This window comes from Paenibacillus sp. 453mf (assembly GCF_900116105.1).
Lineage (GTDB): Bacteria > Bacillota > Bacilli > Paenibacillales > Paenibacillaceae > Paenibacillus > Paenibacillus provencensis.
Map to the genome: position 1 here is coordinate 161095 of NZ_FPAC01000006.1, position 16212 is coordinate 177306.

Annotated in this window: 14 protein-coding genes; all 14 read right to left on the reverse strand. The window is 40.1% G+C overall.

The genetic code is table 11. The annotated features are described in order from the left end of the window. Positions 1-72 precede the first annotated feature (72 nt). Positions 73-3981: a DNA topoisomerase 3 gene (locus BM415_RS20460; RefSeq protein ID WP_090727744.1), complete on the reverse strand. Its 3909-nt coding sequence runs from the start codon at positions 3979-3981 to the stop codon at positions 73-75. 137 nt (positions 3982-4118) lie between these two features. Continuing rightward, complete coding sequence (locus tag BM415_RS20465) at positions 4119-4448, reverse strand: hypothetical protein (RefSeq protein ID WP_090727746.1); 330 nt, start codon at positions 4446-4448, stop codon at positions 4119-4121. A 224-nt stretch (positions 4449-4672) separates the two neighbouring features. Next, positions 4673-5275, reverse strand: coding sequence for a hypothetical protein (locus BM415_RS20470; protein WP_090727748.1), 603 nt, complete (start codon positions 5273-5275; stop codon positions 4673-4675). A gap of 26 nt (positions 5276-5301) precedes the next feature. Then, a complete protein-coding gene (locus BM415_RS20475) occupies positions 5302-6099 on the reverse strand; it encodes a helix-turn-helix transcriptional regulator (RefSeq protein ID WP_090727749.1) in 798 nt (265 codons plus the stop codon). A gap of 16 nt (positions 6100-6115) precedes the next feature. Further along, positions 6116-6571 carry a hypothetical protein gene (locus BM415_RS20480; RefSeq protein WP_090727751.1) on the reverse strand — a complete coding sequence of 152 codons (456 nt, stop codon included), beginning with the start codon at positions 6569-6571 and terminating at the stop codon, positions 6116-6118. Positions 6572-6810: 239 nt separating this feature from the next. Beyond that, positions 6811-6984, reverse strand: a complete 174-nt coding sequence (locus tag BM415_RS25250) for a hypothetical protein (protein ID WP_170862575.1) — start codon at positions 6982-6984, stop codon at positions 6811-6813. Positions 6985-7337: 353 nt separating this feature from the next. After that, a complete protein-coding gene (gene nusA, locus BM415_RS20485) occupies positions 7338-8417 on the reverse strand; it encodes a transcription termination factor NusA (protein ID WP_090727753.1) in 1080 nt (359 codons plus the stop codon). Between the two features lie 70 nt (positions 8418-8487). After that, the gene (locus BM415_RS20490) at positions 8488-8748 is read right to left on the reverse strand and encodes a hypothetical protein (RefSeq protein ID WP_139237041.1); all 261 of its coding nucleotides are present in this window, start codon (positions 8746-8748) and stop codon (positions 8488-8490) included. A gap of 1615 nt (positions 8749-10363) precedes the next feature. Continuing rightward, positions 10364-11293: a hypothetical protein gene (locus tag BM415_RS20495; protein ID WP_090727757.1), complete on the reverse strand. Its 930-nt coding sequence runs from the start codon at positions 11291-11293 to the stop codon at positions 10364-10366. Continuing rightward, positions 11286-13154 (reverse strand): AAA family ATPase, encoded by a 1869-nt coding sequence (locus tag BM415_RS20500; protein ID WP_090727759.1) that lies wholly within the window; start codon positions 13152-13154, stop codon positions 11286-11288. Before BM415_RS20500 ends, BM415_RS20495 begins: the two co-directional genes overlap by 8 nt. Positions 13155-14020: 866 nt before the next feature. Then, positions 14021-14365, reverse strand: coding sequence for a hypothetical protein (locus tag BM415_RS20505; RefSeq protein WP_090727761.1), 345 nt, complete (start codon positions 14363-14365; stop codon positions 14021-14023). 219 nt (positions 14366-14584) lie between these two features. After that, the gene (locus BM415_RS20510) at positions 14585-14995 is read right to left on the reverse strand and encodes a hypothetical protein (protein ID WP_090727763.1); all 411 of its coding nucleotides are present in this window, start codon (positions 14993-14995) and stop codon (positions 14585-14587) included. Between the two features lie 40 nt (positions 14996-15035). Further along, positions 15036-15293 carry a hypothetical protein gene (locus BM415_RS20515; protein WP_090727765.1) on the reverse strand — a complete coding sequence of 86 codons (258 nt, stop codon included), beginning with the start codon at positions 15291-15293 and terminating at the stop codon, positions 15036-15038. Between the two features lie 191 nt (positions 15294-15484). Beyond that, entirely contained in the window at positions 15485-15982 is a 498-nt protein-coding gene (locus BM415_RS20520) for a hypothetical protein (RefSeq protein WP_090727766.1), read from the reverse strand. Positions 15983-16212: the final 230 nt, after the last annotated feature.

Here is a 16212-nt window from a genome sequence, read left to right on the forward strand (position 1 = left end):
TGTTAATACATACCCCCATTATGCTATGACCAGGGAATGTCTGCAAAAAACGGGAGCTGTTATTTTGAGAGATTATCGGCTTGCAGAGGCTGCTGATGTAGTGCTATTTGTAATGTGGTTTGTTACTCGTTCGATCTCCTCATCAGAGACATAAGCTGATACGAGACGTCTCTTAGCTCCATCCTTCGGAAGGTAGTACATATCCCCCTTACCGAGCAATGCTTCTGCACCAGGTGCGTCAAGGATAACCTGAGAGTCATGATGGTTTGCTACAGCAAATGAGATCCGTACCGGGAGATTTGCTTTAATAACCGGTGACAAAACAGTTTTAGATGGCCGTTGAGTTGCAATTACCATGTGAATGCCGGCAGCTCGTGCGAGTTGAGCAAGACGTTGGATACAATCCTCAACTTCAGGACCTGTCGTCATCATTAGATCTGCTAACTCATCAATTACTAGTACGATGTATGGCATACCAGGCGCATTAGGATCGTTCCGGGTTTTATCGTTGTACGAATGAATATTCCTGACACCGTAGTTCCTTAGAATTTCGTAGCGTTTCTCCATCTCAATGACAAGCTTCTTCAGTGCAATTCCTGCCCGTCTGACATCAGTTACGATAGGACCAAACAAATGAGGTATCGTCTCATAGACTGAAAGTTCCACCATTTTAGGATCAATGAACAGAAATTTGAGTTTATCTGGTGTCTGGCCATAGAGAAGGCTGACAATTAATTCGTTTAAGAACACGGATTTCCCTGAACCGGTAGCACCAGCTACAAGCAAATGTGGCATTTCCGCTAGGTCCGCATAAACAGGTTCTCCAGACATATCCATTCCCAGGGGAAAAGAAAGTGCCTTTTTCGATGCTAAAAATTCTTTGTTTTCAAGCAATGATCGAAGATTTACGGTATATGGTGTCTTACTCGGTATCTCGATGCCCACCACATTCTTACCGGGAATCGGAGCATCAATAATAATTGTTTCCGCTCGTAGCGCAAGTTGAAAATTCGCTTTATAACGCTTGAAGTTTGCTACGTTGAGACCTGGCTCAGGAGCAAGTTCATAACGTGTTGCCCGTGGTCCATATGTTGCCCTTAATACCTTGGAAGGAAGTTTAAGTGTAGCAGCCTCCTTCTCAATTTCGGTAAACTCCCTTTTCTGTTCTTGTTCAGAGGGTGGAGCAACGGTTGGTACTTTGAGTAAATACGTTGGCAGCTTCAGCACATCCAAACTTGGATATGTCCAGCACAATTTACCTTCTTTATCAAAAACAAGAACTGCATCAAATGTTGAATCAGGCTTATTCGGGTCTTTTGATTTTTGAATAAAGCCACGGATTAACCCGCTTGAACCTTTTTCGAGAAGACGTTTAATTATCTCTCTCTGGATCACCACTCCTTTGATCGTTTTACTGATTTTGAAATCACAGCGAGTATCCTCCCAGGCGCTACAGCCATATAGGACACCCTTATCAATGACCGGCCTTCCACATTTTTTACATGGTCCCAAGTCTTGCTCTGCTGCTATCTGACGTATTGGACGGTGATTTTCTTCCGGAACGTTCGGGCCAGCATACTCACTCCCCGGACCTTCAACTGGGCTGAGTTTCTTTTCCGATTCAGCATACGATTGACTAGAACGATGTGCCGTTGTAGTTTCTGTTGGTGCTTTTTTATCAGTAGTTAGGGTGGGTTTACTTAATGCCTTCTGGCCGGAATTAGCTCGGAATTGATCCATTGTCATTAAGACTTGTCTTGGCGTATTTCCGGCATAGGCTGAGATGATCCCTTCTCTTTCCATTTGATCGATTATACGGGCACAAAGTGTGTAATTCTGCCCCAATTTTTGCTGTAACATTGATACAGATGCTTGGCTTGACTCGATAACGAACTTAACGGCCGCATCAAACAGATCGTGATTAATCTTGTTATCGACTCCTACTTGGGCAGGATATTGATTTACCGGAGGGGAGACAGGTGTAGTGTTTGAGTTGTTCGATGGATTCGACAAGGCCGATTCTCCGTTAGTTTCTAAACGTCCGTTACCTGAAGAGTGTTCTGATTGTAGCGAACCTCCTTCTATACTCTTTTCAATTGTAGATATGGCAGGAGGTAATATTGGCACAACAGTTTTCAAATCCATCATTCTTACTGATTCACCAGCGTCCGTAACGAGTTTGGTTGCCAGCTTACGAGCTTGATCGATGAAACTTGTGTGAGTATAACGTCCGTCACCAATTTCACTCAATTTTTGCTCCCATTTTGCTGTTAAGACAGCAGACGAAAGAGCTGATAACCCGATCGCTTTAATCAGCGTACGTCCTTTTGTTGTAGGATACACGAGGTTCTTTCTAATTTCGATGTAACCCTGATCCTTCAGGCGTTTGATGATTCCCGCGCGCGTGGCTTCTGTTCCTAGTCCATGTGTTTTTCTCATAATACTTTCGAGCTCTTTATCTCCCAAAGTACTACCGGCGGATTTCATTAAAGGGATGAGATCACCTTGAGTAAGACGCTTAGGAGCTGATGTCCAGCCTTCTTTTGCTTCACAACTCGATGTAATGCCTTCTTCCCCTTTCCTTACATCTGGTATCATTGGGTCTGCTTCTTTCTTTTCGTCCGGATCTTCTATCTGCATTACCTTGTGCCAGCCCTCTCGGATCAAACGCTTTCCCTTGGTTGAGAAAGAAAATTGATCTCCGATGTATGTCAAAATAGTCGTGTGTTGAAAGATCGCCGTTTCATAATGCGCTGCAATAACAGATTTGACCACAAGATCATAAATAAGTCTTTCATTCTCGCTAAGGGAATTTAGCTCTGGTATCGTTTCAGTCGGGATAATAGCGTAGTGATCTGAAACCTTCGACGGGTCAACGTACCTTTTATTTCCAATGACCGATTGTATAGGTGTTGGAAACAAATGTGCATATGGACCAAGCTTGCTTATTTCATCTAAGAAGGTTGGGAATTGCTTAGCTTCTTCTTCTGTGATGTATTCGCTGTCGGTACGTGGATAGCTTTGATACCCTTCATCGTAAAGGCTCTGACAAGCAGCCAGCACCTCTTGTGGGCTTAATTTATAGAGTTTATTGGCAAGCGTTTGAAGTGCTGAAAGGCTGTAAAAATGAGGAGCCTTGATTTCCTTGTCTTCAACTACTATTTCTTCAATGCTTGCTGCTTTACCTGAGCACCAACTAGCCAATTTTTCTGCTTTAGTCCTATCTGTAAGACGATTATGATCACCGGCGAACCACCGACCAGTGTACTTCCGGCCGCCAAAATTAAACTCAGCAACAACTTCCCAAAACGGGGTAGAAACAAAGGTTTCTATTGCTTCTTCTCGTTCAACTATCAAAGCTAGTACCGGAGTTTGTACACGCCCAGTGGAGAACCCCTCCCCCTTTATTCCCTTCTCTCGAAGAAGGATCGAGTAGGCACGCGAGGTGTTCATACCAACAAGCCAGTCGGCACATGAGCGTGCGAATGCTTCGTAAAAGAGGTTTTTCTTTTCAGACTCTGGTAGCAGTTTCTGAAACGCAGCTGTGACAGCATCTTTTGTGAGAGAGGAAGTCCATAGCCGTTTAACAGGTTTTGTGCTTCCGCTAAGCTGATAAATCAGTGTAAAGATTGCCTCACCTTCACGTCCGGGGTCGCAAGCATTGATAATCTCAGTGAAACTCTTATTCTGAATTAGTTTTTTCAGGTGAGTAAATAGTCGTTCCTTTCCCTTAGCAGGCTTCAGTTTGAATTGTTCAGGAAGTATGGGGAGATGTTCCAACTTCCACTCTTTAAATTTTGGATCATAATCCTCCGGTTCCTTTAAAGAAACTAAATGTCCTGCTGCCCATGCAAAATAAGCTCCTTTAGGAAAAGTAGGACAGGGCAGAACTTCGATATAGCCGAACCCTTCAGCTTTTGTGGGGAATGGCGCGGCTAGGCGTTTAGCCTGGTCTTTTTTCTCTGCTATAATAAGTTTCATTTTGCCCTCCTATGTTAAAACAAAAAAAGCACACCACTCCCAATTGGGAGAAGCGTGCTTCGCTCTTAAGAGTATTTGATTACATCTATTATACCTGAAAACGGATAAATGGTCACCTTATGATAGTTAACAGATGATTAACCCTTCGGTTTGGTATACTCTGAATATAAATATTTAATCAACATGTACTCTTCTTCATTTATTATTGAAAGTTCATAGTAAAACTCTACTTCATCCATATTGATACTCGAAGGCACAGCTTCCCATTTATCTTTCTTTAGGGCAAACATGTAGTCATAGAGCAGCATGTATTGTATTTCTTTATGACGAAGTTCCTCTATTTTTATATCATATTCGCTATCGGTTAAGAGAATTCGCTGTTTACTACCAGGTAGATAATAAGTCTTCCCAGCTTCAAAATAAAAGATTTCATATGCTAATATCATGGGATGTGTTGGTGTTGTCATATTCATAGTCCTTCCGATTAGATTTATAGTGAGGATCCGTTAATTATGGCCAATTTCTATAACATGTTAACTGGCCAAAGTTTTTGTTTAGCTGGTTCAAGATGTCTAGCTGCAGCGTCACATATCACATTTCTTTACTACCTACCATATTGTACACTAAGTTAAGTGCCTAAACAGAAATAAAGCCGCGCAATTTGCGCGGCTTTAGAAGGTTCCTTAAACGATTAACTGCTTTTTGCCTTTTGATTAGCAAGGTGCTGCTCGTACTGGGTGTTGTCTAGTAGTGCCATACAGATGTCCATTAACTCTTCAGGATTATGTTTTAACTTCTTAGCATACAAAAATGTACTTTCCGTAACTTTACGGATCGCTGGGGTAACATCTGCACCATTCAATATGAGGTCTGAAGAGGCCGCAATGTACCTCTGCATCGCTTTGGGAACAGTAAGCGCTTCAGGTTTTACTAGACAAAGTACCATGTCGTGGATGTAGTTTTCATTCATATTGACTAGCATATAGAATAGATTCGGTTTGTTTCTAAACATACGCTCCACCCATGCTTTAATTTCCGGTACATGATACATATGGCGTGGCTCCTGCTCGTATCCCTTGAAAAGGAATATAAGAGAGTTCCTGCCCTTTTGTTTCTTCTTTTCTAATGTTTCTACAATTTTAAGATACTTTTGTACGTGCCCCTTAAGGATGTGTTCTTGGGAAACTGAAATACGGGTCACTTTCAGTTCTCTCTCAGATTTCTCTTCACTACTTAGCTTGAAGGGCACATCGTTTTTCCGGAAGAGTTCTAGGGTATAATTTAGTGCTTGCATGTTATACCTCCTTGCAATGTGACGTACTATTCAAGAGGAAACGCATTTGTCTTTTTATGATGTTCAGGAAATAACTTCAGTATGAAATGAGTATACTTCTGCAGCTGCCTGATAAAGTACATTGCAGACTCAGCTTCCTTTTCAATCGAGGTTACTCCTAGTTCTGTTATACGGTATACATAGGAATTACGGCGAGATGTAGTCCATTCTCCACAAATATAGCCTTGTTCAGTTTCCATTTCGCGTGCCAACTCGTAGAAGTACCCTTCAGCAGGCTGCCATTGGTATCTTTCTTTGAAGAGGCGGTATATGTTCTTTCCAGTTTCCTCTCTATGGTCTTTCTCTGATAAGGTTTTTAGTACCAAGAAACGAATCAGATGACGAACATTGATCAGTCGACTAAACATCTTTCTTTGTTCAGGGGAGAGCTGGTTAGGCTCTGAATTACCTATTCCAGTAATATGATATGCAAAGTGATCTGCCGTCTTTTTAAGATTCATAATTGAATTCATGCAAGAGTCACGAAGACTGTCAACTTTCTCTATACCGCTCTTAGTGACAGCGAAGTATTTTTTGTTGTTTTTCTTCTCGGAGCGAACTGTTTCAATCCAGCCAAAGGATTCCATTTGACTCACGACGCTATAAAAATATGAACGAGCTCGTCCGCGTTCAATGGTGGCCAACTCCTCACGGACAATCTCGAAAATATCTGCAGGCGAAGCGGAAGTGTTGCCCAGCTCTCGAAATACGAGCAAAAACATGACTTCCCGTTCGCTGAGACCGAAACGATCGGGTCCGAGCTGAATTTCATCCTTGGCAGGCATGATATCCCTCACTTTCTCATTCAGTTGTTGCTCTTGTGTAATCTGCTGGGACCATCATCTGGGCCTCTGAGCGAAGATGCATTGAAGTCTTACGTTGATGTAGATATCCTTTAACGGAACGTTGAACTACGATGAATGCGGCGAGATAGGAAATAATCCATACCCAACCGACAGCGATGTAATTCGGCAAATATAAAACGATAAGAATACCAAATGCGATGAATCCACCCTTTACTGCTGCGTTGATAAATAGACGTGTGTCATAATCGTCAACAATTACACCCTGGTTAATCATCTCTTGCATTCGGGCATTATACGTTTTCCACAAAACGTTGGACACAATAATTTGAAACAGGCCTACAGTAGCAATGATCCGGAAGAAATTGCTGATTATTCCGGTTTCCAAATGGTTTGCTGTAAAGAACAAAGTAATAATTACTAGGGTGATCCCCAGCCTGATTATTAACTGCAATGTCTTCATCCTCTCAATTCCCGGTTAAAACCTAAAGTTAGTGGTCTTTGCAATCGGCATTCATAACCGGAAGGTAATCAAAGGCATACTAATTGGACGAAGATAATTTCTTACGACAGAATGACGAAGAGCTTTTTACAATACTTAATAAGTACCTCATCAAACTGTCGAATATGGTAATCAAATTAGGATGCTTTCGTTATCCCGGAAGCGCCTTTTCTATTTTTAAGATTGTTTACTTAATGTTCTTCTGTTTCTTCCTTTGATACCATTTTCATTTTATCTGTATCTATATTTACAATTTGAGGTTTTGATGGTTTACGACCAAAAACAAGTAAAATCAAGATAGAAAACAATATAACAATGGAAATTACTAATATTATTCTACTTAGGATAACGTCAAATTCGTCCATTATCTTCCTTCTTTCTTGAGTCTTGTATAGATATCAAACGTAATGATCGGAATCTGCATAGATGCCTGGTAACTATCAAAGTCCAGCGGCTGAAAAAGATCCTTTATTTCGTGTGTGGGCTCTGTGAGCTAGTGTATACAACGTAGCATGCAGTTGCATATTTAGAACTTATTATACGCATTGAATTTCGTTATAAGTTTTTTCAAAATTTGCCGATTTCATTTTACCACTGAACTTGGCATTAGGCGAGGTGTTCTTAAGACACGCTACTACATCGACCCCTATTTAATACGATACTATCTTTTTTTCAAGAAGTCCGCTATGGCTTCCTCTGGATTACATTCTCTGATCATCTATTGTTGCAGAGTACGGGGACGATTGAACTGCTTGTATGCTTGATCTTCACTATATAAATCCATTTTATAACCCGTGAGTTTAGCAGCAAGCCTCGCGTTCTGTCCTTTAATTCCAATAGCCAGTGTAAGCTGATGGTCCGGAACGATGACACGAGCGATTGGCTCGTCCTCTTCTTCATCCTCAAATACTTTTACTTCAAGTGCGCTGGCTGGGGCGAGTGAATTAGCGATATACTCCTCAGGTGCCTCCGACCATTTGATGATGTCTACCTTCTCTCCACCCAGTTCGGCCATAATAGATTGAATGACCTGTCCTTTTATACCTACGCATGCTGCTACAGCATCCACTTCAGAACTGTCGGAAGTTACAGCGACTTTGGAACGTTGACCAGCCTCTCGTGCTATAGACTTAATAAGTACCTTACCCTCTTGAACTTCCGGAATCATTTTTTCAAACAGCTTCTTGAGATAACCAGGATGTGTACGGGTCAGATAGATTAACGTGCCTTTGGTCGAGGTTTCAACACTAGAAATATATGCTGTTACGCTATCTCCTAATTTATATCGTTCTTTAGGAAGCAACTCATTGAGTGGTAGTACAGCTTCGGTTCCTTCGAGGAGAATATATAGGTTCATGGAATCAAGGCCCTGCACCTTACCGGTAACGACCTCCTCTTCCTTACCGACATAGGCATCATAAACGATGCCACGCTCAGCTTCCTTTATGCGTTGCATAACGATAGCTTTAGCAGTTTGGGCTGCTAGTCGGCCAAATTCACGAGGCGTGACTTCTATTTCGATAAACTCATCGAGTTCAACTTCAGGGTGTGTCTTTCTTGCTTCATCAAAAAGGATTTCTAATCGTTCGTCAATGATATCCTCGACGACCATTTTGCGAGCAAGAACCTTCATCGCTCCGTTTTTTCGATCAATATCAACGCGGACGTTCATGGCGGTATTGAATTTCTTTTTATAACTAGATACTAAGGCTGCTTCGATAGCCTCAAGGAGCACCTCCTTAGGTATACCTTTATCCTTTTCGATTTCCGTAAGTGCCTTTACAAAATCTCTGTTCATATCAATTCTCCTTTTCATATCTGCAGATCTGCTAGAACTGCTCTCTATTACTATTTTTCGGTACTCATAGCTATTGTTTTGCATCAATTTGTGTCTCTGTTATCGTCTCAGGTTCTTTTAAGTAAAGGTGGAAAATCAATCTTGGATCGCGGTGCTCATCATATTGATCCGGAAGACGCCCAATATAAGATGTGTCAATAACTTCAAGCTTATAGACTTCATCCGCGTTGACTTCATCCCACAGAAGCCGCTTCTCAGGGTCACGTACTGCAACCTTTAACCGGTGATGACCAACACCGTAGGGCTCATAAGGCCATAACCAAACTCGCAACTTTCTTCCTACGTCCATGAACGATTCTATGTAATCCTCTGAAGTAACTTCTCCTGTACGCTTAGTGGTGGACGATGGCTTTACTCATCATCATTCTCGAAAGGTAAAGAGCCTCAAGAAAGAAACGAGTCAGCGAGAACTGTTGCAAGTACAGACGACTTTATAAACTTTAAATTGCTATTTCCCTTTTATTCGAGCCCAAAGATCCCCTTATTATTATTTTCGGCAATACCATGATTTTGACTGAGTACTTTCCATCAAATGACTTATAACGGAATAATAATTATTCAGTCTTATTACGATAATTGAGCATGTGTTTATAGATAGCAACTAATGATCTTCTGCTGAAGAGGAAGTAAACTTGTTCATTGCCTAATGTCTGATCAGTAGATGTTTGGCTTATGGACATACCGAGAGTGTACTAACGTGTAACTATCAATAGCAATCATTCTTCAAACTAGCATGAAACAAAACCGCCCCCCTTTTTGTATAGTTATGGACTGTAAACGCGGTAGGGAGGAGGGGAAACACCTCATAAAGACACATCCTGACAGCATTATCCCGTAAGCTCCTACCCTGGCCGGACTCAGTTGCCAGACACCTGTACACATTTACTTTCCATATATATCATTCTAACTCACAACTCGATCAAAGGACAATGACAACTATATCGCCTACATCTCAGGCTACTTACCTTTTCCTGCCCCTTTATACCCGATTTTCTACTCCTGGTCCTACTAAGTACGGATCTAGACTGCAGAATTTAAATCTGCAACTAAATACGAATCTAGTGTGCCTTTGTCTTGGTGGGGGTGGGGGCGCGCCGCGCGCCTGGGATCATATCTGAATCCAAAAAAAGCAGCAGATTTCTATAAACAGATCTAAAACCATGGTTGAAAGGCTGGAAATACAACAGGCAGGCCAAGTCGTCAAGCAAAAGTTTAGAGGGTATGAAGTAGAAGATGCGAGAAGGGGTAAAAGAGGTGTAGTCCTGTGAGCGAGTTGTAAGTTATAGGCTTATATATGGAATCAATAGATAAATCCATATGGAATAATTGTCGGCTAAAGAGGGGTTAGATTGGTCGGATATAAATGAGAATTAAAGAATTAGACCGCAAAAAACAGTCTATCCTGAGAGAGGACCAGGATAAATTTTCTGATTGGTTTAATGTCTTCAAAAAATAAAGTATTTTCTTAGTGCTTTGGTTAAGATAAGTCCCCCTGTTTAAGCACTGCATGCTACCCGCGTATGTTCTTTAATAGATAATTGGAAATGGAATATAATGAGGAGGACGTAGCCCAAGCGAAGGCGCGGGAGCGTACCGCTATGGGAGGCTCACCTTGGGCACTCGGTTTCCAAATAAACATTTTTCGGAACGTATGCAGGTTGGCACCTGCTTTTCGGAAGGATTTTCTCCTGCTTTATACATAATGAGTACATCCATAATTTCAAAACAGCCAATCTAAAAAAGGATCATTCTGCTCACCAGCAGAATGATCCTTTGAGTCTAATACTCAAATTTTTTTGACATATACAGCTTACTTGGCCATTAATGATCTTAATCAATCGATTATCCAAAAGTAGCATTTATTCATTTCAAGATATGAAGGAATATCAACTTAATACACTACTCTGACGGTATTTTTCAAGTTGTTCGTAGATGTCCTTTTTAAGCTTTGCTAAAGGCACAGATTTTAGTTTGTCTGTTAAACCAACATATTCACTAAATATCATATTCCACAACTGATCTTCATTGTCAAACAATTCCCTGAAATTCTCAATCATCAAGGTCCGACTTAATTCGTTATAATTTTTGAATGTATTTACCACTGAAAAAGCATCTTTATTATGATACTTAGTGTAACTATCTTGAAGACCTAACACGTCTATGTTCTTCTGGATGGAAGGATGATTGTCTAGCGATACCTTTACATGTTGCTCGTCATATATGTCTTCAATTTTGTTAAATGACACTTTGAATGTAATGAGGGGATCTAAATCAACTTCACCATATGGCGTCTGTTCAAGTTCAAATGAACTCTTTGTATGATTGCATCCGTAACAGGCGGGTACTAAATTAAAGAACGACATTGCAAGAAAGGGGTACGTTGCCTTGTCATGATAGTGATCAAGTTGTCCGGTACGCTTTAAATTTCGACCCTCAGGCTCTACGTTTGTTATATAGTTCCTGTTACAGAGTGGGCATACTTCAATCCCTAAGTTCTCCATAAGCTGTACTGCATTATACTTATTTTTAGCTTTACCGATGTATCCACTCGCTTTTGAAAATTTCATCTTATACATGTCATGAAGTTCCATAATATACCCAGGATATTTATCTAATTTGCATTTATTCATAATAACACGCAAATCTTTCGGTTTCGCTGTGATAACGTGCTTCAATGTATAATTTACATCAAAGCTTTTGAACCACTTATTAAGAGTTGAGGGCATACGTGTGTTTTTCTTTCTTAATTCCTGGACAACCGCATCGTAATGCTTCAGTGCAAGAGCGTCCTGTGACACTTCGTATATATTAATCATGTCTATCCTCTCCTAGATTATGTACTCTATCTCCCAACAACTCAAGCATTCGGCCAGCAATAATCGGTTCACCGACAAGCTGAATAATAGAACGAAGATAATCAATTTCCTCTCTGAGATTGCCGGACGAATCTTTAGATTCTTCACCTGTTTCATTGCGAAGCAACCTCAACCGTGAAATTGCATCGTTAACCTTTTGTAAGGCAAATTCACCAATGTTTGCTCGCATAAAAAAACCATTTGCAAGCAAATCATTGATATTAGCAGCTAGAGTGTGAAATTCTGTCGTTCCATCTCTAACTTTCGTCCCCCTCTCACTATGCTCGAGTAAAGAGACGCAATAGTTAGGTAAGTCAGACAATATGAACGGAGAATGGGATGTCAACAAGATCTGCACTCTCCGCTCAGGACCATAAACTACAGATAAAAATCGTATTAATGTATCGATAAATCGACGTTGCCATTCAGGATGGAAGTATAACTCTCCCTCGTCAATTAGTAGCAGTATATGTTTCGTTAACTTGACGTTACTGCCAAATACTTCTCCATCGTCCCTTGAATACAATCTAGAGAAAACGTTTAAAAATGCTCGTTCTCCCGAGCTGAGTTGCTGCCATTCGAAATCAAAGTAAGGAAAGGAACGGTAGGAGCGTCGATACGCTTGTACAAAAGCGTACGAGGGACTCTTCAATAACGTCTCTTGCATAATCGGTAATTTAAGATTAGGTTGTTCGGGTATGTTAGGCGATTTTGATACGAAAATAGAGTACTCATAGACATAATCGACCATATCGAGTAAATTCGTGAGCCACATTTGAATCATGGCGTCGTCAAAACGCCCAAGCGTAAATTCAAATAATTTTTTAACATAATCAGAGAACGCCTCATTATCGCTACGTACATTTATAAGAGATAGAATCGGATCATCTTTCTCTAATAATCTTAGGTTGGAGAATACAGTGACCTCTTTCAAGAAAGAGTACACCATTGCTCGATAAGTTATTAAGAGGAATACTCTCCTTCTCAATAAGGGCTTCTTGTTATATCTTCTTTCAGAGGTTATTTCATCAATTTTATTATTCACATAATCATTAAGATCATGGTAATAATCTGCGTGTTGCCCAAGGCTGCCAAAATCGCCCGTGTCGATGTTCCGGATTTTGACCAAGAGATTACCAGGAAGACGGAAAGGTAGTTCCTGCTCCGGAAAACGAATCGGATAATCATAGACGAAAAATACCTGACGGCTCAAATCCTCGTCTCGATGCACATCGATTGGACTCTGCTTAGAATCCCCGTGTTTGTAATCCAATCGTCTCAGGTGATCTCCTTTGATGAGATAGTTTGTCGAAAGATTGTAATAGTTATTGGCTGTCGTCTCTAGAGCATGATCGAAAATATTTGAAAAGTAGATGACCGAACTATCCGGCAGCTTCTGATGGGTATTTTGATCGTGATATATCTTTAGGGGGTGAAGTAAACCCTGATCCTCTACGGCCTCTAACTTGATATTCGATATATCATATAAAACAATCGTCTCACCTTTTTCATTCCGAAGTACCACCAATGCTTGTTTAATATTCATGCCCATAGCACGAACGAGATATTGTTTGATATAGTTTAGAAGAGTCGTCTTACCTGCACCGTTACTGCCAATCAGTGCTGTAATATTTGTTACGACGGCTGCCTCACCCTCGGGTGCCATACGATCATGGAAAAAACCCTTCACATAGTCGGGGTTTCTACTAACGGATAACACCCCGCTCTTTCGTTCAAAATTGAAACGAAGATCTCCGCACAATTGAAATCCTTGTTGATGGAATGGTCCATAAGCATTAAACCAAATATATAAGATTTCCATAAGTTCCCCTTTCTTGATCTTTTACTGTCCGCTTTATCATTTCTTCAATACATCAATTACTCAATATTATTGTTTCTGATTTATTTAACTTTCCTGCCTCCTTATGTCAAAGGTACATGTAACAAAATGTTTATATGCGCATACTTAAGCTGCTCAAGCTCTTCTCTAATTGCGTTGGCGGCGACGTTGCGCTTGTTTCTTCTTATCCTGACTCTTCTTCACCGTATAACCCGCAACAGAAATGGGGATCACCACATCGTAACTTACCCCTTCGCACGCGAAAGTTCCTGTTATTGAAGCTACTTAAAAAACTTCGTATCGGCTTCATGCAACTTCCCGTAGAAGACGCAAAGCAATAAATTGAAATCCGCCGGATTAAATTTCTTGATTCAACTGTCCGAGGAAAATTCCGACGTTCCATATCCGGACAAATCAACCAAGTAGAGTCCTCGTATTTAAATTCTTGGGCAAAGTAGTACTATTAACCTATAAGGTCATTGTAATGCGCAAAGGAAGATTACACCAGCTAACAGACTAAGCTAACGGAAAACTTTAGTTGAACAAAGACAGCGGCAGTCTAAGACTTTATTTTCAGTCTTGGTCTCCGCCGCTGTTGTCTAATACTTATATTTCGAAACCTGACGATTTTTCAAAGCATAAACCGCGTCAAATCAATCCCTTCAGTCTACTACATTATTTTCTCCGTACATTTAACATGATCAAAAAGTCACCCAAAGGTGACTTTTTGGTGACTTTCTCTTAATGATAGTCTGTTTTCACAAAAAAGCGTTAGCATGAGCTACGACCTTCGTCTGCTACACACTACGCTCTAGCAACGGGTACTTCCACTTAATACTTAATACTCATTAAATATGTTTCCTCCACCCATTTATATCTGCCCAAAAACGAAGGAGTTCAAGATTAACTGAGGCTCGAAACGATAGAGCAGGTTCAAAATCAAGGTTGGTTCGGTTGGCAATCCGATAGAGTGTCCTACTGTATTGTTCAAATGATCTGATTGTCGCTGGACCATCGATTACTAAAAGCAGTTCCTCCAGGTAGATAGTATTGTTTAAGCATTTTTCATGTTCATTGATATACCGGGCAAGACCGTTGATCTGTGACTGATCAAATTGAGAGTCTTTTCGCATCCGGATAATGTGACTTAAATGTGCTTGAGAATCATCACTATCAATTTGGGTTTGGTACATCGCGATCGTGCCCCTTTCCTTTGTAGTAATGAATCCGCTAAAGAAATAAAAACACGCGCAGACGATCTACGTGGCTCACAATGATGCTTATGCAACAAGCATGCTTGAGGTATACGTAGCATCTAAATCTGGCGTGTGCCTTATCCTCTTCTCACTCCATCATGTTACTTTCTACATATGAGTAGTTATACTCGTGGGTCGCCTTCTTTGTTCGACTAGCTAAATAATCTTTGTTATATGTAAATTTTGATTAAACTCTACTGTGACAACTTCTCCTTCAGAGAGCTGTAGCTGTTCCCATACCTGCTGATCTGCGGTAAGTTCCATCCCTTCCAGAAGAACGTAATAACGCTCTTCCGTATAGTCCGTCCATGTTATTGGTATAGTCATACTCCCGACTATCATCATGTTATAATTGCTGCTTTTCTTACCTTCCAACTTATAAGTCTTATTGATAATACCTGTCTTTTCAAACGTCTCATCTGTTTGAGACTCATAATTAGTGGGACTCGTTAAGACCAGAGATGTTTTCATCATTTCCGCTTTTGAATTAATTGTTATGAGGATGAAAACCAATAAGGATAAGATGAAAACTGATAGAACGGCTATCAAACTAAATAAACGCTTCATGAAGTAACCCCTTAATCCATTAAAGATGTTTATAAATAATTTACTCCTCATTTTCATCTTTCCAAGCTCTGACGGTTACTTTTCTATTCCCTTTAATGTAGACTTCCTCTATTACTCCATTTGTTTCTTCTCTTGATACCAGTTCCATATCATTTGTATCTATTACCTGTACACTCTGCCGGTTATGACTCAAAGCTTTACGAATACTCTCAGTTATTATCGATAAAATCATTAAAAAACATATGAACCATAAACCTATTGCAACTATATCTCCAAGTTCTGATATATAAGTCTCCATTCAACATTCCCCCTTAGTAAATGTCTGGTGTCAGTATCATCGACGACAATATGACTTCTGCCACTTAGGTAAATAACGCTAACCTCCGGCAATGTCCAATCAACATTATAAGTATAGCAATAAACTTTCAATAATGTCGGATTCCCGGAGTCTAAATTTCAAAGTATAATCTACTGAATATTTTTGTAAAACTACATCTTTTTTAAAAGATAGCCACGATTAAAAACTTGGTTTAGATGAGTTAAATATTTACTTTCTAATTTTTGGTTTCCAATAATACATGATCTAATTTCTTTCATTGTCTGCAGATTTTCAATAAAAAGGTTGTAGTCGTCACGCATACCTCTTTCTATAAAAGTATCGGCAGCTTGCTGAAGGAATGTAATCTCTTGATCGATATTCTCCATAAAGAACTCGCGATGTTCACTTATAACATCATTAGTGATAGGATAATATTTTCGAATCTTCTTTATGGCCATTAAGTTGTTAATTATCTGAGGGATAATATAAAAGACTAGTATGAATGAAAACCCCGAAATAATGATTTCCATAGGAGATAACGACCTAAGTCTAAACCACTGCCCCACTTGATCTATTCCATTCCCCACCAATAATGATCCTGGGAATATAATAATTGCCCTGAACAAATTTTTGATATTCTTCTCTATGTAGCGTAAATTGTTCACCATCTTGACCTCCGTTAGTAAATTAAACCTCTTATAGAGTCACCCAAGGGTCATTCAATAGTGACCTTATTAAATTCACTTGTATCAAATGGATGTTTTCTGTCACAAAAAACGCATCTAATCCAGAGAAGGAGTAGATGCGTACTTCGCATTTCGTGTATTCGATTACGTAAATCCTATCATTTTTTGCTTGTTCCTTCAATACATAAACTCGTTTTGTTTAGTACATAATT